We start from the raw sequence: 21,420 nt of genomic DNA, 5'->3' as shown, positions 1-21,420 counted from the left end.
CTTAACCTGATGTATAATACCTGTTAGAACCGTTCCAGAAATCCACAGATGGAGGGAATCATGGACGGTTCTGATAAAGCGGGCAAATGCCCAGTCATGCATGGCGGACAGACCAGTACGGGCAGCGCCGTAATGGATTGGTGGCCAAAGGCCCTTAACCTCGACATTCTGCACCAGCACGATACCAAGGTGAACCCGCTGACAGGGTTCAGCTACCGCGAAGAGGTGAAAACCCTTGATTTCGCAGCCCTGAAGGCAGACATCCACGCGCTTTTGACCGACAGTCAGGACTGGTGGCCCGCAGATTGGGGTCATTATGGCGGGTTGATGATCCGCATGTCTTGGCACGCAGCCGGCACTTACCGGGTACAGGATGGACGTGGTGGCGCGGGCACTGGCAATCACCGTTTTGCCCCGCTCAATTCATGGCCCGATAACGCCAATCTCGACAAGGCGCGCCGCCTGCTGTGGCCGATCAAGAAGAAATACGGCAACAAGCTCAGCTGGGCCGACTTGATGGTTCTGGCGGGCACCATTGCCTATGAAAATATGGGCTTGAAAACTTTTGGCTTTGCCTTTGGCCGCGAAGATATCTGGCAGCCCGAAAAGGATATCTATTGGGGTGCGGAAAAAGAATGGCTTGCCCCGTCGGACGAGCGGTATGACAATGTGGGCGACGCGTCCACAATGGAAAACCCGCTCTCGGCTGTGCAGATGGGCCTGATCTATGTGAACCCCGAAGGCGTGAACGGCCAGCCCGACCCGCTGAAAACAGCCGCGCATGTGCGCGAAACCTTTGCGCGTATGGCAATGAATGACGAAGAAACCGTCGCTCTGACCGCAGGGGGCCACACTGTTGGCAAAACCCACGGCAATGGCCGCGCAGAAGACCTCGGTCCCGCCCCTGAAGGTGCGGCACTGGAAGAAGGTGGCCTTGGCTGGATGAACCACAAGGCGCGCTCTATCGGCCGCGACACTGTGACGTCGGGGATTGAAGGCGCTTGGACAACAGAGCCTACGAAATGGGATATGGGCTATTTCAAGCTGCTGTTCGGCTATGAGTGGGAATTGAAAAAATCCCCCGCCGGTGCATGGCAGTGGGAACCCATCAACATCAAGGAAGAAGACAAGCCGGTTGATGTCGAAGATCCCTCGATTCGCCTGAACCCGATCATGACCGATGCCGACATGGCCATGAAGATGGACCCGGCGTATCGTGCCATCTGCGAAAAGTTCATGGCGGACCCTGCCGTGTTTGACGACGCTTTTGCCCGCGCATGGTTCAAACTGACCCACCGCGACATGGGGCCACAAGAACGCTATATCGGGCCGGATGCCCCTAAAGAGGTGCTGATCTGGCAAGATCCGGTTCCTGCGGGCAATTCTGACTATGATGTGGCCGCAGTGAAGGCAAAGATCGCGGCCAGCGGTCTGTCACTGTCCGAGATGGTGGCAACAGCTTGGGACAATGCGCGCACCTTCCGCCAGTCCGACTATCGCGGCGGGGCCAATGGCGCGCGCATCCGTCTGGCACCGCAAAAGGATTGGGTCGGAAACGAGCCTGACCGCCTGCAAAAAGTGCTGAGCGTGCTGGAGCCGATTGCACATCAAACCGGCGCTTCGGTTGCGGATGTGATCGTGCTGGCAGGCAATCTGGGTGTCGAGCAGGCGGCGAAAGCTGCGGACTTCAACATCGAGGTACCTTTCGCGCCGGGTCGGGGTGACGCGACTGACGAGATGACAGATGCCGACAGCTTCAAATGGCTGGAGCCGGTTGCCGATGGTTTCCGCAACTGGATGATGAAGGACTATGTCGTCTCGGCAGAAGAGTTGATGCTGGACCGCGCGCAGCTTATGGGGCTGACTGGCCCTGAAATGACTGTCCTGCTGGGCGGTATGCGGGTCATGGGCACCAATCATGGCGGCACGATGCACGGTGTCTTCACCGACCGTGTGGGTGCGCTGACCAATGACTTCTTTGTCAATCTGACGGATATGGCATGGAAATGGGAACCCAAAGGCCCGAACCTGTACGAGATGCAGGACCGCAAGACAGGTGCGCCGAAATGGACCGCCACACGTGCTGATCTGGTGTTCGGGTCGAACTCGATCCTGCGCGCCTATGCCGAGGTCTATGCACAGGACGATGCGTCCGAGAAGTTTGTGCGCGATTTCGTTGCCGCATGGGTCAAGGTGATGAATGCCGATCGTTACGATCTGGCCTGATATCCAAGACAATCTTTATGCGCGGCGTGCCCTCGGGTGCGCCGCGTTTTTTATGGCGCAAGCTTGTAGCGGGCCAGCCGGTCGTAATAGGGCAAGGCGGCGTCACTGATCGCGCGCAAGGGTGCGGGCAATTCGGGCAGTGGCCCCTCAGCCCCGGCAAACCCTGTGGAGCGATGCACCGCCTCATACCAGACCGGTGCCCAGACCCCGTCATAGGGTTTAGGGCCAGCGGGCCAGTTCAGCATCTCCGGACGATAGTCGAGACCTAGCGCTTTGCAGAGCGCGCGCATCATCCCGTCGGGGTCAGCGCGGATATCGGCGCTATCGATCACCAGCGGCGCATTTTTCGCCTGCTGAAATTCGCTTTCAGAAATCAGCGAAATTCCTGCCGGATTTCCAGCAATGGCATTGTTCTTCTGAAAAACGCTTTCAAAAATCTCTGCCTGTTGCACAAATCCGATATCTTGCAGCGTCACATCGGCATATTTCGCCCCGAAACTTGCCAAAACCCGATCCGGATGCCGGATCAGAAAGACATTGACCACATCCGACATCCAGTCGCGTGGTATTCCGTCGATCATATGCTGACACATATGTTTTTGATAGGTGATCCGCGCCCCCTCGGGCGCAACCCGGCGCAGATCGTGGGCAATCTCCGCCGGGCTGCGCGGGTCCGCCGCCATGATTTCCACCGCCATCGGGTGCGCCAGACCGGTTGCGCGCAGGTAGCAGGCATAGAACGGCTCGTCCCAGACGGCGCAATCGCCGCGCGCTGCAAACGCATACATCAGCGCGGTCGACAGGTTGCGCGGGCCGGACCACATCGCAATCCGCATCACACCCCTACCAGTGCCATATACAGATCGCGGATACGCGCGGTGACCGGCCCCAATTTCTCGTCACCGATCTGGCGGCCATCAATCATGGCAACTGGGGTTTGCGCTCCAAATGTGCCGGTTAGAAAAGCCTCATCCGCGCCATAGCAGTCCACCAGCGAGAAATTGCGCTCATACACGGGTATATCATTGTCGCGGCATATCTCGATCACCTTCGCCCGCGTGATCCCGTTCATGCAGTAATCGCCGGTCGAGGTCCAAACCGCGCCCTTGCGCACGATGAAGAAATTGCAGGCATTGGTTGTGTTCACAAAGCCATGCACATCCAGCATCAGCGCTTCATCCGCGCCCGCCTTCTCGGCGGCGATACAGGCCAGAATGCAGTTGAGTTTTGAATGGCTGTTCAGCTTGGGGTCTTGGGTCATGGGCAGGCCGCGCAGATGGGGCACAGTTGCCAGCCGGATGGGCCGCCCGATCTGGGCGCGCGAATGCTCCATGATGATCGCCACAGTCGGACCAGAGCGCGACAGGGCGGGGTGCTGGAAGGGGCGTGTCTTGACCCCGCGCGTGACCATCAGGCGGGCATGGGCATCATGCGTCATACCATTGGCCGCGCGGGTGTCTTCCAGTGCGGCAATTAGCGCGGCGCGGTCCATACCGATATCAAGATCAATGGCCTTCGCGGCCTCGAACAGCCGGTCAAGATGCAAGTCCAGAAAGGCCCATGTACCATGATACAGGCGCAACCCTTCCCAAACACCATCGCCCAGCATGAAACCGGAATCGTAAACAGATACCAACGCTTCGGCGCGCGGTTTGAGAGTGCCATTGATCCAGATCAGGATGCTCTCGTTGCGGGCATCGTCGTCAGCTTGATGGGTGAATGTCTCAATATCCATGACACGAGGCTAGCGCGGTGGATCGCCCGTGAAAACCCGCAATCCTCACAAACGGGTTTGCAACAGAAACGCCCGCGTTCGGGCGACGGCGCGAAACTCGCTTCTGGTCTTGCCCTTGATCCGGTGAAGCTGCGACGCGGGCCATGCCAGCGCCTGCACCCACCACAGACGGCGGGCAAGTGCACGCGTGCGTGCACACAGGCCCAGACTGTCACCGGCCTGATAGCCAGCCCATATATGCGGTGCGATGTGATGATGCTCGGGTGCCATCGCAAACACGGAATTGAGCAACAAGATAACATCGCGCGCCTGATCGCGTGGGGTCGCACGGAGTTTTGCGCCAGCTTCCAGATCGATGAATGTGATCTGTGCGCCATCCCAACACAAGTCACGGATGGCAGGACGCCCATGCGCCAGCCCCAAAGCGTGCAACCGCGCAAGCGCGCGCCCTGCCTGTGTCAGTATCTGCGGGCTGATGCTGCCTTGGGTGACCATTGCGGAGAGTGTCTCGCCGCTATGTGTCATGACAATCCGCGTTGCATCAGACGCGGCAACATGTGGAACGGGCGCTCCTTTCGCGGCAAATTCCTTCAAAAGGGCCAGTTCGCGCGCGAAGGCTTTGTCAGGGTCGCCCTTTTGCACCCGATCAAGCAGGCTGGCGTGACGCTCGACGGATTTGACGATATAGCGTGCGCCCTTGTGGGTCAGCCGGTTGATACGCCCTGTGGACAGCTGCCCTGCGGCATTCAACAACTCATCAGCGCTGGCAGGGTGTTCAGTCATATCTGTCATTGGTGCCTGATATCGGATCAAGTTGCGCTGTCAATATCGGTACGGGATGTGGCGTTTTATACATGCAAGCACTGTCGCAAACCGATATAGCGGCCAAATGGCAGATGCGATAACGACATTGGTTTTATTGGCATTCGGCGGTGGGCTGGGCAGTGTCTTGCGGGCGGTGCTGTCGGGCCGGGTGGCGCGGTATGCACACCCCGCTGTCGGTGTGTTTGTTGTAAACCTGTCGGGCAGTTTTCTGATCGGGTGTGCATGGTCCGCGCTGGCGACGATGAATGGCCAGTATGACACCATTTTTCAGGATTTCTACTTTCAGATTTTTGCCCTTGGTGTGCTGGGCGGGTATACGACCGTCTCAAGCTTTGCGCTGCAAACTTTTGAGTTATGGCAGTCAGACAGGCGCGGGGCGGCGGTTTTCAACAGCGTAGGCTCGGTTCTGGCCTGTCCCGGTGTGGCGGTGTTCGGGGCTTGGGTGGCGGCTGCGCTCCTTGGCGGTGGCACGCCATGACGCGCGGGGCAGGGGTCCTTGTTGCAATAGCGATGGGCGGTGCCCTTGGGACCGGGGCGCGCGCAGCGATCAGCATGGTCGGAATGCAAATTCTGGAAGAAAACGCCTATCTTGCGACCTTGCTGGTCAATGTCCTTGGGGCGGCGTTGATCGGGTATCTGGCGACACGCGCACTGGAACCGCGCGCGCAAGCGCTCTGGATGACCGGTTTTTGCGGCGGGTTTACCACTTTTTCCCTGTTCTCGCTGGAAATCCTGCTGTTGCTGGAACGCGATCTGGTGCTGGCGTTTGCCTATGGCGCAGGCTCGCTCGGGCTGTGGCTTGTCGGCGTGTGGGCGGGATACCGCTTTGGCCGCGCACGTCCGTAAGCATCGCGTCAGATATTCTCGACCTGTGGCATACCCATGACGTGATAGCCGCCATCGACATGGACAATCTCGCCCGTTGTATAGGCCCCATAATCGGATGCCAGATACACAGCAGTCCCGCCGACCCCTTCAAGGGTGGCGTTGCTGCGCAGCGGCGCATTCGCTTCGGCGTGGCGAAAGGTCTTGCGCGCGCCGCCAATTGCCGCGCCCGCCAGCGTTTTCATCGGGCCGGGGCTGATGGCGTTGACGCGGATGCCCTCTGGCCCCAGATCATTGGCCAGATAGCGCACGGAACTTTCCAGCGCCGCTTTGGCCACGCCCATGACATTGTAGAACGGGGTGACAGTGTTGGAGCCCTGAAATGTCAGCGTCAACAAAGTGCCGCCCTTCGGCATCAGTTCCGAGGCGCGGCGGCCAAGGTCGATGAAGCTGTAGCAACTGATCTCCAACGATGTTTTGAAATTCGCGCGGCTGGTGTCGCGGAACCGTCCTGTCAGCTCGTTCTTATCGGAAAAGGCGATGGCATGGACCAGAAAATCCATTTCGCCCCAGCGCGCCTTCAAGGTGTCAAATGCGGCGTCGAGCGAGGCTTCGTTGGTGACATCCACATCCAGCAACATGTCAGACCCGAGCGACGCCGCGAGCGGCTCAACCCGCTTGCCGAACGCTTCGCCCTGATAGCTGAAGGCCAGTTCTGCGCCCTGATCGGCCATCGCTTTCGCAATGCCCCACGCGATAGAGCGTTCATTGGCGACGCCCATGATCAGCCCGCGTTTGCCCGCCATCAAGCCTGACATGATATTACCTTTCAGTCACGATACGCGCTCATGACAAGCGTCGCATTGGTGCCGCCAAAGCCGAAACTGTTGGACAGGACGGTGTCCAACTCGACATTCTCGACCAGTTTGGTGGCGATTTCGCCCTCTTTTATGGCGGGGTCCAACTCGGTCACATTGGCCGATGCTGCAATAAAGCGCCCCTGCATCATCAGCAGCGAATAGATCGCTTCCTGCACGCCGGTCGCGCCCAGGCTGTGGCCGGTCAGTGATTTGGTCGAGGAAATGGGCGGCACGTTGCCGAGCCCCCAGATCCGGCGGATGGCGTCCACTTCCGTCACGTCGCCAGCGGGGGTCGAGGTACCATGCGCATTGATATAGCTGACCTTGCGCCCTTCGGGCAATGTGTCCAAGGCCAGCCGCATCGACCGCTCGCCACCTTCGCCCGAGGGGGCGACCATGTCATGCCCGTCTGATGTCGCACCATAGCCCGTGATCTCGGCATAGATTTTTGCGCCGCGTGCTTTTGCGTGTTCCAACTCTTCCAGCACCAGCATCCCGCCGCCGCCGCCGATCACAAACCCGTCGCGTGTCGCGTCAAAGGCCCGTGCAGCGGTTTCAGGTGCGTCATTATATTTAGAAGACATCGCCCCCATCGCGTCGAAGAGGCATGACAATGTCCAGTCCAGTTCCTCACCGCCACCGGCAAAGATGATGTCCTGCTTGCCCATCTGGATCAGTTCCGCCGCGTTGCCGATGCAATGCGCCGATGTCGAACAGGCAGAGGTGATCGAGTAATTCACGCCCTTGATCTTGAAGGGCGTGGCCAGACAGGCCGAATTGGTCGAGGACATGCAGCGCGTGACCATGAAGGGGCCCATACGCTTGGGGCTGCCCTTTTCAATCACGATCTTATGGGCCTGAAACAGGTTCGCCGTCGATGGCCCGCCAGAGCCGGTAATCAGCCCTGAACGTGGGTTGGACACATCGCTTTCTTCCAGCCCGGCATCGGCAATTGCCTGCTCCATCGACAGAAAGTTATAGGCCGCACCTGCCCCCATGAAGCGCAGGTTGCGCTTGTCGATATGGTCTTCCAGCACGATCTGTGGCTGGCCGTGGATCTGGCTGCGAAAGCCGTGCTCGGCATATTCGGGCGAAAAGACAATTCCTGAACGCCCGGCGCGCAAACTCTCTGACACTTCTGTGGCAGAATTCCCGATGGGCGAGATGATCCCAAGCCCAGTGATGACAACACGACGCATACCGCCTCCCATTTCAAACTTCTTGCCTGTCTAGGACAGCAGGGCCCTTGGGGCAAGTCAGAAGCCAATTCCCGATCAGAGCGTGTCGCGCGCAGGTATGCGCTGCAACAACGGCATCAAGGATGACATATCCGGCCCATGTGCCTGCCCTGTCAACGCCTTGCGCAGTGGCATGAACAAGCCTTTGCCCTTGCGCCCTGTTGCCGATTTGACGGCGCTGGTCCAGTCTGACCACGCCTCTGGCCCGTATGGCGGGGGGGGCAGCAGTTTTAGGGCCTCGGCCACGAATTCGGCATCTTCGGGCGCAATTTCGGGCGCGGCCCCGTCACGGCACAAGGCCCACCACGCGCCCAGATCATCCAGTCGTGTGATATTCTCGCGGGCAACCTGCCAGAATTGTGGCCCCAAGTCGGCGGGCACGCCAAGGCTTGCGATCTGATCGGCCACCGCCTCAAAAGGGCGGGACTGCACATCGGCGCGGGTCAGTGGCCACAAGTCCTCTACATCGAATTTCGTGGGGGCCGCGCCGAACTGGTCCAGATCGAAGCTTTCAGCGATTTCGTCCAGCGTCATGCGCAATTCAACTGGCTGGCTGGACCCAAGGCGCGCCATCAGCGACAACAACGCCGCTGGTGTCACCCCCTGCGCGCGCAAATCGCGCAAGGACAATGTGCCAAGGCGTTTGGACAGCGCCTCGCCCTGCGGGCCGGTCAGAAGTGAATGATGCGCAAAGCTGGGGGCCGTGCCGCCCAATGCTTCGATGATCTGGATTTGCGTGGCAGTGTTTGTCACATGGTCCGACCCGCGCACGATATGGGTGATGCCCATATCCATGTCATCCACCACCGAGGCGAGCGTATAAAGCACCTGACCATCCGCGCGGATCAGCACAGGGTCCGACACGCTGGCCGCATCAATCGAGAGTGGCCCCAATATGCCATCGTCCCATTCAATCCGGGTCTGGTTCAGCAAGAAGCGCCAATAACCCGCGCGCTCTGCCCGCAGCCTGACCCTGTCTGCATCCTCCAGTGTCAGGGCCGCGCGGTCATAGACGGGCGGTCGGCCCATATTCAGTTGTTTCTTGCGCTTGAGGTCCAACTCGCCCGGCGTCTCGAAGCATTCATAGAAGCGCCCATCGGCACGCAACCGCTCTGCCGCATCCGTGTAGCGGTCCAGCCGTTTCGACTGCTGCTCGATCCGGTCCCATGTCAGGCCCAGCCATTCAAGGTCATGCTGAACACCGTCGATATACTCTTGCTTAGAGCGTTCGGCATCGGTGTCATCCAGCCGCAACACGAATTCACCGCCTGATTTGCGCGCAATCAGGTAATTGAACAGCGCCGTGCGCAGATTGCCGATATGCAGATATCCGGTCGGGGACGGGGCGAAACGCGTGACGATACGGGACATGGCGGAAACCTCCTGAAGCCAGCCTTCCTTTTTCACAAGGTATGGCACAGTGCAAGGCCTGCACAGCACCGCACCAAGGCTGCGCGTGCTGACAGCTTTGGCTGCAAGTCACGAATTTACGCGCAAGGGTGATACAGATTATTTTGACCGAGACACAATGCAACGCCAAAGTTAGACTCTGCAATGAACGGCAGGTTGCGTGATCGGTTGGGGGACTACATGCGTTTGATAAAGGCTATTGTTGCAATGTTGATTGGGGTCGCCATCCTGCTGGGGGGGGCGTTGTTTATATTGCCGACAGAACGTATCGCCATTCTGGCGGCGCAACAGTTTGAAGCCGCAACCGGACGCAGCGTGCAATTTGACGGTGAAGTCAGGGCCAGTTTCTATCCCGTGATCGGGGCCACTGCGCAGAATGTGCGCATCGGCAACCCGCAATGGGCGGGCGAGGCACCCCTGCTCGCCGCCGCCGAGATGGATATAGGCCTGAATCTGCTCGCGCTGATCCGCGGTGATATCGTGGTCGAGCGGATACTGCTGCAAGACCCGCAATTGCACATGCTGCGCGATGCCGAAGGTCAGTTGAACTGGGGCTTCCGGTCCGGCACCAACGATGCCGGTGCCCCAGATACCTCAGAGGGGGCCTCAATACGCCGCCAACGCAATGTTTCGCTGACCGAAGCCCGCATCAGCGGCGGCAGTCTGCATATCGAGGATGCACAGTCCGGCACAGATATGCGCATCAGTGGTCTGGATGCCACCTTGCGTCTTGAAGGGCTTGCTGGCCCGGCTGACCTCAGCGCGTCGGGCACGCTGAACGGGCAATCCTTTCAAGTGACAGCCACCACGGATAATGCCGAACGTATGATCTCTGGTGCGGTCAGTGCGGTGACTGTGGACGCAATCGCTGCGGGGGTGACCCTTGTCTTTTCAGGGCGCGCCGGGTTGCAGGATCTGGTGTTTGAGGGCCAGCTTCAGGCGCAAGCCCCGGCGGTGCGCCCGCTGATGCAGCTTGCAGGGCAGTCAGGGGGCGTGGTTGCACCCCAGTTTTTGCCATTGGGTCTGACAGGACAGGTCACACGCACCGCTGATGGCACGCTGTATGGCCGTGATTTGCAGCTTCGGGCCGGAGGGGTGCGCCTGACGGGGGCGGCGGATCTTGGCTTTGGGGCGGAGCGCCCGCGCCTGTCGGGTCAGCTATCGGGCGATGTGCTGGATCTGCGCAGCGCGGGGGCCACAGGGCAGGGCGGGCAGAGTGGCCAGTCAGGCGGATCAGGCTGGTCGCGCGCGCCGATAGATGCCAGCGTTTTGGACGGGCTGGATGCAGATGTCTCGCTGACGCTTGCGGGCGTGCGGACTGATATGACCAGTCTGGGCCGCATGCGGGTCGGGGTTGCGATTGACCGCGCCCGTGCCGTGTTCGATCTGCGCGAAGTCGCATTGTTCGGGGGGCAGTTGGCGGGTGAATTCGTGATGAACAACCGCTCTGGCCTGTCCGTGGGCGGTGATCTGCGCTTGCGCGGGATTGATTTGCTGCCACTCCTGACCGAGATGGCGGATTATCGGCGATTGCAAGGCATGGCGAATATGGACCTGCAATTTCTGGGTGTGGGCAACACCTTGCATGACATCATGAATTCCTTGCGCGGCGAAGGGACGTTGGCGCTGTCGCAGGGCGAGATTATCGGCTTCGATCTGGCGGGTATGCTGCGCAATCTGGACATGTCCTATATGGGCGAGGGGAACCGCACGGTCTATCAGTCGGTCAATGGCAGTTTTACCATTGCCGACGGGGTGTTGCGCAATGACGACCTGCGGCTGGAGGCGCGGCAGTTTAACGTCACCGGGCGCGGTCAGGTGGGGCTGGGCCAGCGCAATCTGGACTACCGCATCGTGCCTGCTGCGGTGCGCGGTGATGATACTTTGCGCGTACCACTGATGATGACAGGGCCGTGGGATTCCCCGCGCTTCCGACTGGACATGGAAGCGCTGGCACGCGAACAGACGCGACTGGAGCGCGAGCGGCTGGAAGAAATCGCCCGCGAAGAAGCCCTGCGTCTGGAAGAGCGGACGCGCAGTCAGGTGGAGCGGCGCTTGCAGCGCGATCTCGGGGTCGAGCGCCAAGAGGGTGAGCGGATTGAAGACACACTGCGCCGTGGGCTGGAGGCCGAGATCGGCAACCGCCTGCGCGGATTGCTGGGCGGGAATTGATGGCGGTGTCCAAGGGTGCGCACGCCGACAGCCAGTAACATGGCTGGCGGCCTTGCGCATAACGGTGGTGGAAGGTGTTTGGGGATAGTCGCCTGTCGCCCAACGGCATCAAAAGTTGATGGCACGCCTACACGCTACCCCGGAGCGCCATTGGCTGATACAATGCGCGGCGTTCCCCTCAGGTCTTCTTCGGTCCTGCAAGGAACCAGATAATCAAACCGATAACGGGAAAGATAAGAACAAGCAGTATCCAGAGAACTTTTTGTCCCTGCGTCGCGCCTGAGCCCAGAATTGACACTGCCGCCCAGACGACCAGTGCAAGGTGAAGAATGCCCAGCAAGCCAGTATAATTGGTGTTCATATTGTCCCTCAACATATTTTCAGTCTGATACTGGGCAACGCTCTGCCTGCGGGTTTGGTTCCATGCGAAAGGAAACTTGCGCAAGTGCCGGTCTGGCCCCGGCGTATAATAGCGCGGCATATCTGTGGGGCGGGCAGACCCTCTCGACAAAGGCCCTATTCCCGCGCTAGGTCACATCTTATGACACCTGACCTGATCCCTGTGCGCGGCACACTCACACCGCAAAAACCGCTTGATACGCTCACATGGCTGCGCGTCGGCGGGCCTGCCGATTGGCTGTTTCAACCCGCTGATGAGGCGGATCTCTGTGCATTTCTGGCAGCCCTCGACCCAGAGATTGCAGTGTTCCCGATGGGTGTCGGCTCGAACCTGATTGTGCGTGACGGCGGTATTCGCGCTGTGGTGATCCGATTGGGGCGTGGTTTCAACGCCATCGAGACGGGCGAGGCGATCACAGCCGGTGCGGCGGCCCTTGATGCGCATGTGGCCCGCAAGGCGGCGGATGCGGGGCGCGATCTGACCTTTTTGCGCACCATTCCCGGCAGCATTGGCGGGGCTGTGCGCATGAATGCAGGCTGCTATGGCACTTATGTTGCGGATCACCTGATTGATGTTACAGTGATTGACCGCCAAGGCCAGCGCCACACCATCCTAGCTGGCGATCTGAACCTGCGCTACCGCCAGTCCGATTTGCCCGAAGGCATGGTCATCACACGCGCACAGTTTCATGCACCCGAAGGCGCCCCGAGCGCGCTGCATGCACGGATGGTGGACCAGTTGGCTGCGCGCGATGCAACCCAACCCACCAAAGAGCGCAGCGCAGGCTCGACCTTTCGCAACCCTGCCGGATTCAGCTCGACCGGGCGCGCGGAAGACAGCCACGAGTTAAAGGCATGGAAGGTGATAGAGCAGGCCGGGCTTCGCGGCGCACGCCTTGGCGGCGCGCAGATGTCGCCCAAACACCCGAATTTCCTGATCAATGCCGGTGGGGCCACAGCGACTGAATTAGAGGCGCTGGGCGAGGAAGTTCGAAAAAGGGTTTTGCAAGCGCGCGGTATTTCGCTACAGTGGGAGATACGACGTGTAGGCGAAGCAGGGCCTGACGGCGTATTGCCGCAACTGGAACTTGGTTCTGGCGCGGCGCAGACTGAATAAAACGCCCTGAAACTGGGGCAAAAAAGGCCGCAAAGGCCATGAGGCAGACGGAATGGGCATGTCGAGCAGGGCAGCCCCCCGGATATGTGTTCTGAAAGGCGGACTCTCGGCTGAGCGCGAGGTGTCGCTGTCGTCAGGGCATGAATGCGCGAAAGCGTTGCGGGTGGCAGGGTATGAAGTGATCGAGTTGGATGCGCGCGGCGATGTCGTGCAGCGTCTGGTCGAGATTGCGCCTGACGTGGTTTTCAACGCATTGCATGGCCGCTACGGCGAAGATGGCTGCATTCAGGGCATTCTTGAATGGCTGCGCATCCCTTATACGCATTCGGGCGTCCTGGCCTCGGCGCTGGCAATGGACAAGGAGCGCTCCAAGGCCGCGTTTCAGTCTGCTGACCTGCCAGTTGTGCCCAGCATAATCGCCGCCAAAGAAGATGTCATGGCGCGCCATCTGATGGCGCCGCCCTATGTCGTGAAGCCCAATAACGAGGGCAGTTCGGTCGGTGTATATTTGGTGCCGGACCGCGCCAATTCACCGCCACAATTGGGGTCGGAAATGCCCGCGCAGGTCATGGTCGAGGCCTTTGCGCCGGGGCGAGAACTGACCACCACGGTCATGGGGGACAGGCCTTTGGCGGTCACGGATATTCTGACCGATGGCTGGTATGACTATGACGCCAAATACACGCCCGGTGGCTCGCGCCATGTGGTGCCTGCCGATATTCCTGCGCCGATCCATGCGGCCTGCCTTGATTACGCATTGCGTGCCCATCAGGTGCTGGGTTGCCGTGGTGTCAGCCGCACCGATTTTCGCTGGGATGAGGACCGTGGGCTGGACGGGCTGATCCTGCTGGAAACCAACACCCAGCCCGGCATGACGCCCACCTCGCTTGTGCCCGAGCAGGCTGGGCATTGCGGGATCAGTTTTTCTGAACTGTGCCACTGGATCGTGGAGGATGCTTCATGCGACCGGTAGGCCCTCATGGCGCGGGAGATCCGCGCCGCACATATGCCAATAGCGATCATGCAGCCCTTGATGATGCAGGTGCGCCAGTTTCGGCGCTGTCACGGCCCCATAGCTTCTGGGATCACCTGAGTGCGACACGCGCTGAGGAATACGCGCAGGATGATATTCTGCCGCATGTGCTTTTGCCCGAGATGGCACAGGATGTGCACGGGGCGCAGCGCCTTGAGACGGCCCTCTATCAGGCGTTGGATATGTCGGAAATCCAGACAGCCAGTCTGATCGAGACGCTGGATTCATCCTTGTATGGCGCGTCGGATGTCGAATTTTCGCCAGAACCCGGCGCGCAGATGTCAAGAGATTGGTCTGTGCCCGACGGGTTCGGGCAGTGGCAAGACCCGCAAGATCACGTAGAAACCCCTGACGCCCCTTTTCTGTCCAAGCTGGAAGACCGCCCGCAGGCGCGCCGCGTGCGCAGCAGATCACTGCGCGACAGCCGCTTTGGATATCGCCTGCAAAGGATGTGGCTGACGCCGGGGTACCGGGTGTTTGTAAAATTTTGCGCACCGCTTTTGGCCGTCATGTTGGCGGCTGTCGTGTTCTTTGCGGATGAAGCGCGGCGCGTGGCCATCGCCACTCAGATTGATGCCGTCTATGACGCATTTGTCGACCGCCCCGAATTCATGATTACCAGTCTGGACCTGCCCGAAATGACGCCGGAGCTGGAGCAGGCCTTGCGCCAGAAGCTGGATCTTGACCTGCCGCTATCCTCGTTCCGGGTCGATCTGGACGCGCTGCGCGAAGAGGTCGAGACACTTGACTGGGTGCGCTCTGCCGATTTGCGGTTGCTGTCTGGCGGCGTAATTGCGCTGTCTGTTACCGAACGCAGCCCCACCATTCTTTGGCGTTCCGACGAAGGGTTGGAATTGCTGGATGCCGAAGGGGTGCGCGTCGCCTATGTCACGCATCGAAATGTGCGCTCTGACCTGCCGCTTATCGCAGGGAAAGGGGCCAACACGCAGATATCCGAGGCGCTGCAACTGCTCGATTCCGCATCGCCGCTTGGGCACAGGCTGCGCGGGCTGGTCCGTATGGGCGAGCGGCGCTGGGATGTCGTGCTGGACCGCGAACAGCGCTTCCGGCTGCCCGAGGCTGGTGCAGTGGCCGCGCTCGAACGCGTGGTCGCGCTGGAACAGGCGCAGGATTTGCTGTCGCGCGATCTGCTGGTCGCTGACATGCGCAACCCGTCCCGACCCATTCTTCAAATTAGCGAGGGGGCAATGGAAACCCTGCGCGATATCCGTTCACAGACGATGGAGGCTTTACAGTGATGACCGACCCCTATGCCTCGCAACGCGCTATGCGCCAGATGCGCCGCGCCGCGATGCAGCGTGGCGTTATTGCCACGCTAGATATTGGCACCTACAAAATCGCGGCCCTCGTGCTCAAGCTGGACCCTGACAGCAGCACATCCGATCATCCGGGCATTGGCAATATGGCAGGGCAGGCGGCATTCCGAGTGATCGGGGCGGGAACAACGCGCTCTCGTGGGGTGCGCTTTGGCGAAGTCTCGGCGATGGCTGAAACGGAAAGCGCCATTCGCACCGCCCTGCAAGCGGCACAGAAAATGGCGCAGACGCGGGTGGATCATGTGATGGTCTGTCTGTCGGGCGGCAATGTGCGGTCATACGGGCTGGCTGGCGAAGTCGCGATTGATACGGGCACAGTCGCAGAGAATGATATCGCCTGCGTCATGGCGGCGTGCGAAATGCCCGATTTCGGGGCAGGGCGCGATGTGCTGCATGCCCAGCCGATAAACTTTGCGCTGGACCATCGCACGGGGCTGTCAGACCCGCGTGGGCAAAGCGGAAGCACACTAGCCTGCGATATGCATTTGCTGACTGTCGATGCCAGTCTGATCCAGAATGTCTGCAACTGCCTGAAGCGTTGCGATGTCGAACTTGCCGGTATTGCCTCAAGCGCCTATGCGGCGGGCATGTCCGCGCTGGTTGAGGACGAGCAGGAATTGGGGGCGGCCTGCGTCGATCTGGGCGCGGGGTCAGCAAGTGTGTCGGTGTTCATCAAGAAACACATGATCTATGCTGACAGCGTTCGGATGGGGGGCGCGCATGTGACCTCGGACATCTCGAAAGGGTTGCAGATCGACTTCTCGATGGCCGAACGGATCAAGACGGTACATGGCGGGGTGCAGGCCACCTCGATGGATGACCGCGAGATGATCGCGTTGACAGGCGACAGCGGTGATTGGGAAAAAGACCGCCGCAGTGTCAGCCGGGCAGAGCTGATCGGGATCATGCGCCCTCGTATCGAGGAAATTCTGGAAGAGGCGCGCGCCCGACTGGATGCCGCAGGCTTCAACCATTTGCCCAGCCAGCAGGTCGTGCTGACGGGCGGCGGCTCTCAGGTGCCCGGCATTGACGGATTGGCGGCGCGGATTTTCGGGCAGCAAGTGCGATTGGGTCGCCCCGTGCGTGTGCGCGGCCTGCCGCAAGCGGCCTCTGGCCCCGCGTTCTCGAGTGCTGTGGGCCTAAGCCTGCTGGCAACGCACCCGCAGGACGAGTGGTGGGATTTTGACTTGCCCGTCGACAGTTACCCCGCACGGTCGCTGAATCGGGCGGTAAAATGGTTCAAGGACCACTGGTGACATCAAAATGTTGTCAGTTGACCGAAACACGGCGGAAAACAGGAAGAAAATTGCCATATCTGGTGTTGCTTTGTGACTTTTTTGATGACCTCGGCCCGCAACACCTGTAGGATTCTTGCAAAAGCGGTATTCCGGCGCAAACTTGTGGCAGCGCGCGTCGGCTAAAAAAGAGAGGCGGAGTGAGCAGATGGCACTAAACTTCACAGAACACGCGCAGCATGATGACCTGTCCCCCCGGATCACAGTATTCGGTGTTGGCGGCGCGGGCGGCAATGCAGTCAACAACATGATCGAAAAGGCACTGGAAGGTGTCGAATTCGTGGTTGCAAACACTGACGCGCAAGCCCTTCAGCAAAGCCGAGCGCCCGGTCGCATCCAGATGGGTGTCAAGATCACCGAAGGTCTGGGCGCTGGTGCGCGGCCCTCTGTGGGGTCTGCCGCAGCCGAAGAAACGATCGAGGAAATCATCGATCATCTTGCTGGCTCGCACATGTGCTTCATCACTGCGGGGATGGGCGGCGGCACCGGAACAGGTGCTGCCCCGATCATCGCGCAGGCCGCACGGGAATTGGGCGTCCTGACAGTCGGTGTCGTGACCAAGCCGTTCCAGTTTGAAGGCTCCAAGCGGATGCGTCAGGCCGAGGAAGGGGTCGAGGCGCTGCAAAAAGTGGTCGATACACTGATTATCATTCCCAACCAGAACCTGTTTCGCCTTGCGAATGAAAAGACGACATTTACCGAAGCTTTCGCTATGGCCGATGACGTGCTGTATCAGGGCGTCAAGGGGGTGACCGATCTGATGGTCCGTCCGGGCCTTATCAACCTCGACTTTGCCGATGTGCGCGCCGTAATGGACGAAATGGGCAAGGCCATGATGGGCACAGGCGAGGCGACAGGCGAAGATCGCGCCATTCAAGCCGCCGAGAAAGCCATTGCGAACCCACTTCTGGACGAAATCAGCCTGCATGGCGCGCGCGGTGTCCTGATCAATATCACCGGCGGGTATGACCTGACGCTGTTTGAACTGGACGAAGCCGCCAACCGCATCCGCGAAAAGGTTGACCCTGAAGCAAATATCATCGTCGGCTCGACGCTGGACCCTGCAATGGAAGGCGCGCTGCGTGTGTCGGTTGTTGCAACTGGTATCGACGTGGCCCCGAATTCGCAAATCGAAGCGACGCCACGGCGCAGCATGTCAACGCCTGTGCGCCCTGAAATGGCAGAGCGCCCCGCGCCACAGCCTGCCCCGCAAGCGGCACAGCAGCCTAGCCCAGCGGAATACGCACAATCCCCAACCGCACGCGAGGCAGAAGAGCGCGCCGAGCAGAGAAACCTGTTCGAGCGTATGCCCAACCCAGAGCCCGCCAGACAGCCCGCGCCGCAATACACGGCCCAGCAGCCTGAGTATGACGCGCCGACCTATGCGCCGCAGACCAATCGTGCCGCCGCTCCGGCCGAGCAGTATCAGCAACCTGCACCGCGCTATGCGGGCAGGGGGCAGCAGCCTGTAGAGCAGTATGACGATCAGTTCGACATCGACTCTGTTCTGGCCGAAAAGCAGCAGACAGTTGCACCGCGGCCCATGCCCGGTGCGGATTACACGGCACCGCGCCGCCAGTCGCCCGGAACCCCATCCCCTGAAACGCTGGCGAAGCTACAGCGCGCCGTGCAAAAAGCGCCCGGATCAGGCTATGGTCGTGCCCCTGCCGAGCGTGAAGAGGCATCTGGCGGAACAGCTGAGAGAGGGTCCAGATTTGGGATCGGGTCTTTGATTAGCCGCATGTCGGGTCAGCCCTCCGAAGGCGGGCAAGCCGCAGCACAGCGCCGGATGTCGCCACCGGTCACGCAGTATGACGAAGACCCTGCACCCGCGCCCTCGGATGATCGTATCGAGATTCCGGCGTTCCTGCGCAGGCAGGCCAACTGACGCGCGCGCGACACAACTGAATATCTGAAAAGAGCCAGCGCGATGCTGGCTCTTTTCTTATGTGGTGGGTGGGGGGTGTCCGTTAGCGCCTATTGTGCAGATCGGGAAGGCAGATGTCGCAGCATTGGCGACCGCCTGATATTGCAGGCATGTGATCGGATGCGCAAATGAGCGACCGAGTTCAATATGGAGGCTGTGCCTCAAAAAAACCGCGTGCGCCGAGGGGCAATCCGGTGCTTGCCTGCTTGCAAAGCATGTCCGAAACCCTTAAGTCCTGCATCGAGAGGCTGGCGCGGGCGGACGCCTTGCCAACCCGGTCAGGTCCGGAAGGAAGCAGCCGCAGCATTTTTCGTCTGGGTCGCTGTCCAGTCTCTCACCTTCCTGAAATCAGCTTGGTTCAGTTCGAGAGTTCGCGCAGATACTCGAACAACTCGCGCGCACCGCTGCGCAGTTGAACATGCATGCCGCTTTCAGCGTCTGGGTTGCCGGTCACTTCTTGCAGGAACTGGTCCGGCTCTGCCAGATAGGCGACGAAATTGTCTTCTGTCCAACGCAAGCCCGCCGTCCCGGCAGCACGCAAATCATTAGAGTAAAACCGGAAAGCCGAATCGCTGGCGGCAGGGCGGTTGGCGATCCCGTACAGGTTTGGCCCACTGCGCCCGCCCCGCGCCAATTCAGCCCCGTCAGGTGCCGTAACCGCGTGGCATGTGCGGCAATCGCGCCAGCGGACTTCACCAGCCATAGCAGATGTCGCAACGCCCAAGCCTAAAGCACAGGCGATGATCAGGGTAGGGATGTTCATATTGGACCCGCCATTATCATAATGTCGTTATTGTATCAGGTCTCATGGCGCAAACAACGTGTCGTCGCTCACGAGTTCGGCACGTGTTCAGGGCTTCAGCCGATAGCCTGTCCGCAACCAATACCAGCACAGAGCCCCGACGGCTGTCGTCGCACCCGCCACGACAACGACACCCAAAACAGGCGACGCATCCGACGCGCCGATCATGCCATACCGCGCCCCGTCAATCAGATAGAAAACCGGATTGAAGCGGCTGAGGGTTTCCAGCGTCGGGGGCAGGGTCGAGATGGAGTAGAATGTCCCCGATAGAAACGACAGCGGCACAACGATGAAATTGGTGATTGCAGCAATCTGATCAAACTTGTTTGAGATGATGCCTGCGGCGATGCCCAGAACACCCAGAAACGCCGCGCCCAGACTGAGGAACAGCAACAACCAGAGCGGGTTTTCAATCGGTTGGCCCAAAAGCAACCACAATGACAGCGCGATTACTGCACCGACCATCAGCCCCCGCGCCACGCCGCCAGCCAGATAGCCCAGCAGCAATTCCATCGGCGACAAGGGCGGCATGAGCGTGTCGACAATGTTGCCCTGGACCTTGGAGATCACGATAGAAGACGATGTGTTGGCAAAGCTGTTCTGAATAACAGTCATCATCAGGATGCCCGGTGCAAGAAACACAATGAAGGGCACGCCCAGAACTTCGCCGCGTGCCGGACCGATCGCCAGCGAGAAGACCGCCAGAAAAAGCCCTGCTGTGACAAGCGGTGCTGCCAGTGTCTGCGTCCAGACCACCAGAAAGCGCTGCACCTCCCGGTTGGCCAATGCGCCCAGCCCAAGCCAGTTCACCCGGCCAAACCGGCGCGCCCCCATCTGAAAATCTCGTGCCGTATCGCTGGGCATGCCTGTCCCCCCGTTACCTGAATAAAAAGCAGGTCGTGTTTTTCCTGCCCTTGAGCGATTGTATTTAGCCCCATTGCCATGTATTTCATTCACTCGCCCGATACTATGGGCAACTTATTTTACAAGGGATGCCTTGCGCCCCTTCCGCCGGCCGGAGAAACACAGATGTCCTGGACTGATGAGCGCGTCGAGCTGCTTAAGAAAATGTGGAATGAGGGGCACTCTGCTTCTCAGATCGCCAAAGAATTGGGCGGGGTCACGCGCAATGCCGTGATTGGCAAGGTCCATCGACTTGGCCTGTCCAACCGCAATGCCCCCGAGGCAGAGCCGAAGGCAGATACCAAGCCCGAGGTAAAGGCAGAACCGAAGGTCATTGTTGATCCGACACCGACGCCCGCGCCGACACCGCCAAAAGCGGCCCCAAGTGCTGCGGCCCCCAAACCCGCATCTGAAACGCCGGTTGTCGATCTGGCGCAAGCCAAGGCTGAACGTGCCGCAGCCGCCAAGGCCCCTGAGGTTGAAGATCCTGAGGACGCGAATGACGAACCTGAGGTATACACCCCGCGTGCGATCATTCCAGCGGGCCAACCCCTGCCACCGCAGCCGTCAGCGAATGAGATTGACCCCGCAGCACTGGCAACCGTGCGCGAAGTCGAGAAGACCGCGCGCAAGCTGACCTTGCTGGAACTGACTGAGCGGACATGCAAATGGCCAATCGGCGATCCAGCGACAGAGGATTTCTGGTTTTGTGGCCTGCCTGTTAAGCCCGGCAAACCCTATTGCGAAGCCCATGTATCGGTTGCTTTCCAACCGATGAGTTCGCGCCGCGACCGCAAACGCTAAGTCACGAGATAATAGGCGCGCCGTCTTTCCGGTCAGGACAGACGGCGCGCCCAAGAGTTTCGCAGCCTTGGGCGGCCAATCAGATCAGCATGATCCGTGCAAGGCCGGTGCTTGTGGCGTAGTTACACCGCACCTCGATTTCGGACCCGTTGCGACGGACCCGCAGCATGACGTCGCGCGACGGCTCGCCATTCGTGTCGGTTGCGCTGCGCGATCCGACAACACCGACCACATCCAGATTGCGTTCGCGCCCTGCACCCATACAGGCCTGCTCTGCCGCAGAAGCGCTGTCTGTGGTGCCCGTTGTCTGCATGTCTGACGGTGCGGTGCCTGTGACAGGTGCGCTTGGGGCAACCGAGACGGGCCGTGGCGCAGGGGTGCCAAGCGGGTTCAAGGTGCAGCCAGCCAACAAAAAGACGGCAGCAAGGCAGGTTATGTGGCCTTTTCCGGGGCGGGCAATGCCGGGGCCTGTAAGGTTGAATTTCATCTGATCTCTCCGTCCTGTGGGGGAA

At 60.1% G+C, this 21,420-nt stretch carries 20 protein-coding genes and 1 other RNA gene; 11 read left to right on the top strand and 10 right to left on the bottom strand.

Translation table 11 applies throughout. The annotated features are described in order from the left end of the window. The first annotated feature begins 60 nt into the window (after positions 1-60). Complete coding sequence (gene katG / locus BD293_RS10160; RefSeq protein ID WP_142081378.1) at positions 61-2,226, top strand: catalase/peroxidase HPI; 2,166 nt, start codon at positions 61-63, stop codon at positions 2,224-2,226. Positions 2,227-2,276: 50 nt separating this feature from the next. Here the strand turns inward: katG and BD293_RS10155 are convergent, their stop codons facing one another. From BD293_RS10155 to BD293_RS10145, 3 genes are read right to left on the bottom strand one after another with little or no spacing between them, the layout of a single operon-like run. Continuing rightward, positions 2,277-3,062 carry a sulfotransferase-like domain-containing protein gene (locus BD293_RS10155; protein ID WP_142081376.1) on the bottom strand — a complete coding sequence of 262 codons (786 nt, stop codon included), beginning with the start codon at positions 3,060-3,062 and terminating at the stop codon, positions 2,277-2,279. Continuing rightward, positions 3,062-3,961, bottom strand: coding sequence for a D-amino acid aminotransferase (locus tag BD293_RS10150; protein ID WP_142081374.1), 900 nt, complete (start codon positions 3,959-3,961; stop codon positions 3,062-3,064). Before BD293_RS10150 ends, BD293_RS10155 begins: the two co-directional genes overlap by 1 nt. Positions 3,962-4,006: 45 nt before the next feature. After that, the gene (locus BD293_RS10145; RefSeq protein WP_142081372.1) at positions 4,007-4,753 is read right to left on the bottom strand and encodes a lipopolysaccharide kinase InaA family protein; all 747 of its coding nucleotides are present in this window, start codon (positions 4,751-4,753) and stop codon (positions 4,007-4,009) included. Positions 4,754-4,850: 97 nt separating this feature from the next. On the opposite strand from BD293_RS10145, the gene BD293_RS10140 reads away from it, so the two are divergent. After that, positions 4,851-5,264 (top strand): fluoride efflux transporter FluC, encoded by a 414-nt coding sequence (locus tag BD293_RS10140; RefSeq protein ID WP_170207102.1) that lies wholly within the window; start codon positions 4,851-4,853, stop codon positions 5,262-5,264. Then, complete coding sequence (locus tag BD293_RS10135) at positions 5,261-5,632, top strand: fluoride efflux transporter FluC (RefSeq protein ID WP_142081369.1); 372 nt, start codon at positions 5,261-5,263, stop codon at positions 5,630-5,632. Before BD293_RS10140 ends, BD293_RS10135 begins: the two co-directional genes overlap by 4 nt. Before the next feature lie 8 nt (positions 5,633-5,640). Here BD293_RS10135 and BD293_RS10130 read toward each other — a convergent pair whose 3' ends face one another. The 3 genes from BD293_RS10130 to gltX form a co-directional block, all read right to left on the bottom strand. Next, on the bottom strand, positions 5,641-6,429 hold the full coding sequence (locus BD293_RS10130) for an enoyl-ACP reductase FabI (RefSeq protein WP_142081367.1): 789 nt from the start codon (positions 6,427-6,429) through the stop codon (positions 5,641-5,643). 11 nt (positions 6,430-6,440) lie between these two features. Beyond that, positions 6,441-7,670: a beta-ketoacyl-ACP synthase I gene (fabB, locus tag BD293_RS10125; RefSeq protein WP_142081365.1), complete on the bottom strand. Its 1,230-nt coding sequence runs from the start codon at positions 7,668-7,670 to the stop codon at positions 6,441-6,443. A gap of 75 nt (positions 7,671-7,745) precedes the next feature. Continuing rightward, entirely contained in the window at positions 7,746-9,080 is a 1,335-nt protein-coding gene (gene gltX, locus BD293_RS10120) for a glutamate--tRNA ligase (protein ID WP_142081363.1), read from the bottom strand. 219 nt (positions 9,081-9,299) lie between these two features. Between gltX and BD293_RS10115 the strand changes: the two genes are divergently transcribed. Next, a complete protein-coding gene (locus BD293_RS10115; RefSeq protein WP_170207101.1) occupies positions 9,300-11,291 on the top strand; it encodes an AsmA family protein in 1,992 nt (663 codons plus the stop codon). A gap of 178 nt (positions 11,292-11,469) precedes the next feature. On the opposite strand, the gene BD293_RS10110 is transcribed toward BD293_RS10115, so the two are convergent. Further along, the gene (locus BD293_RS10110; RefSeq protein ID WP_142081359.1) at positions 11,470-11,652 is read right to left on the bottom strand and encodes a PLDc N-terminal domain-containing protein; all 183 of its coding nucleotides are present in this window, start codon (positions 11,650-11,652) and stop codon (positions 11,470-11,472) included. Positions 11,653-11,832: 180 nt separating this feature from the next. Here BD293_RS10110 and murB point away from each other — a divergent pair, with 180 nt between their 5' ends. The 6 genes from murB to ffs all read left to right on the top strand — a co-directional run bounded on the left by murB (position 11,833) and on the right by ffs (position 18,739). Further along, the gene (murB, locus tag BD293_RS10105) at positions 11,833-12,807 is read left to right on the top strand and encodes a UDP-N-acetylmuramate dehydrogenase (protein ID WP_142081356.1); all 975 of its coding nucleotides are present in this window, start codon (positions 11,833-11,835) and stop codon (positions 12,805-12,807) included. A 52-nt stretch (positions 12,808-12,859) separates the two neighbouring features. After that, positions 12,860-13,780: a D-alanine--D-alanine ligase gene (locus tag BD293_RS10100; protein ID WP_142081354.1), complete on the top strand. Its 921-nt coding sequence runs from the start codon at positions 12,860-12,862 to the stop codon at positions 13,778-13,780. After that, positions 13,768-15,099 (top strand): cell division protein FtsQ/DivIB, encoded by a 1,332-nt coding sequence (locus BD293_RS10095; RefSeq protein ID WP_142081352.1) that lies wholly within the window; start codon positions 13,768-13,770, stop codon positions 15,097-15,099. Before BD293_RS10100 ends, BD293_RS10095 begins: the two co-directional genes overlap by 13 nt. Further along, positions 15,099-16,433 (top strand): cell division protein FtsA, encoded by a 1,335-nt coding sequence (gene ftsA / locus BD293_RS10090; protein WP_142084491.1) that lies wholly within the window; start codon positions 15,099-15,101, stop codon positions 16,431-16,433. The genes BD293_RS10095 and ftsA overlap by 1 nt, the downstream gene beginning before the upstream one ends. A gap of 187 nt (positions 16,434-16,620) precedes the next feature. Continuing rightward, positions 16,621-18,360 (top strand): cell division protein FtsZ, encoded by a 1,740-nt coding sequence (gene ftsZ / locus BD293_RS10085; protein WP_142081351.1) that lies wholly within the window; start codon positions 16,621-16,623, stop codon positions 18,358-18,360. A 280-nt stretch (positions 18,361-18,640) separates the two neighbouring features. After that, positions 18,641-18,739: signal recognition particle sRNA small type (gene ffs, locus BD293_RS10080), an RNA gene on the top strand. An 18-nt stretch (positions 18,740-18,757) separates the two neighbouring features. Here the strand turns inward: ffs and BD293_RS10075 are convergent. Continuing rightward, complete coding sequence (locus tag BD293_RS10075; RefSeq protein ID WP_142081349.1) at positions 18,758-19,162, bottom strand: c-type cytochrome; 405 nt, start codon at positions 19,160-19,162, stop codon at positions 18,758-18,760. A gap of 87 nt (positions 19,163-19,249) precedes the next feature. Beyond that, complete coding sequence (locus BD293_RS10070; RefSeq protein WP_246086266.1) at positions 19,250-20,065, bottom strand: ABC transporter permease; 816 nt, start codon at positions 20,063-20,065, stop codon at positions 19,250-19,252. A gap of 165 nt (positions 20,066-20,230) precedes the next feature. On the opposite strand from BD293_RS10070, the gene BD293_RS10065 reads away from it, so the two are divergent. Continuing rightward, entirely contained in the window at positions 20,231-20,908 is a 678-nt protein-coding gene (locus BD293_RS10065) for a GcrA family cell cycle regulator (protein ID WP_142081347.1), read from the top strand. A gap of 79 nt (positions 20,909-20,987) precedes the next feature. On the opposite strand, the gene BD293_RS10060 is transcribed toward BD293_RS10065, so the two are convergent. Continuing rightward, on the bottom strand, positions 20,988-21,395 hold the full coding sequence (locus BD293_RS10060; RefSeq protein WP_142081345.1) for a hypothetical protein: 408 nt from the start codon (positions 21,393-21,395) through the stop codon (positions 20,988-20,990). Positions 21,396-21,420 lie beyond the last annotated feature (25 nt).

This window comes from Roseinatronobacter monicus (genome assembly GCF_006716865.1).
Classification (GTDB): Bacteria; Pseudomonadota; Alphaproteobacteria; order Rhodobacterales; family Rhodobacteraceae; genus Roseinatronobacter; species Roseinatronobacter monicus.
This window is presented reverse-complemented; position numbering and strand designations above follow the sequence as displayed.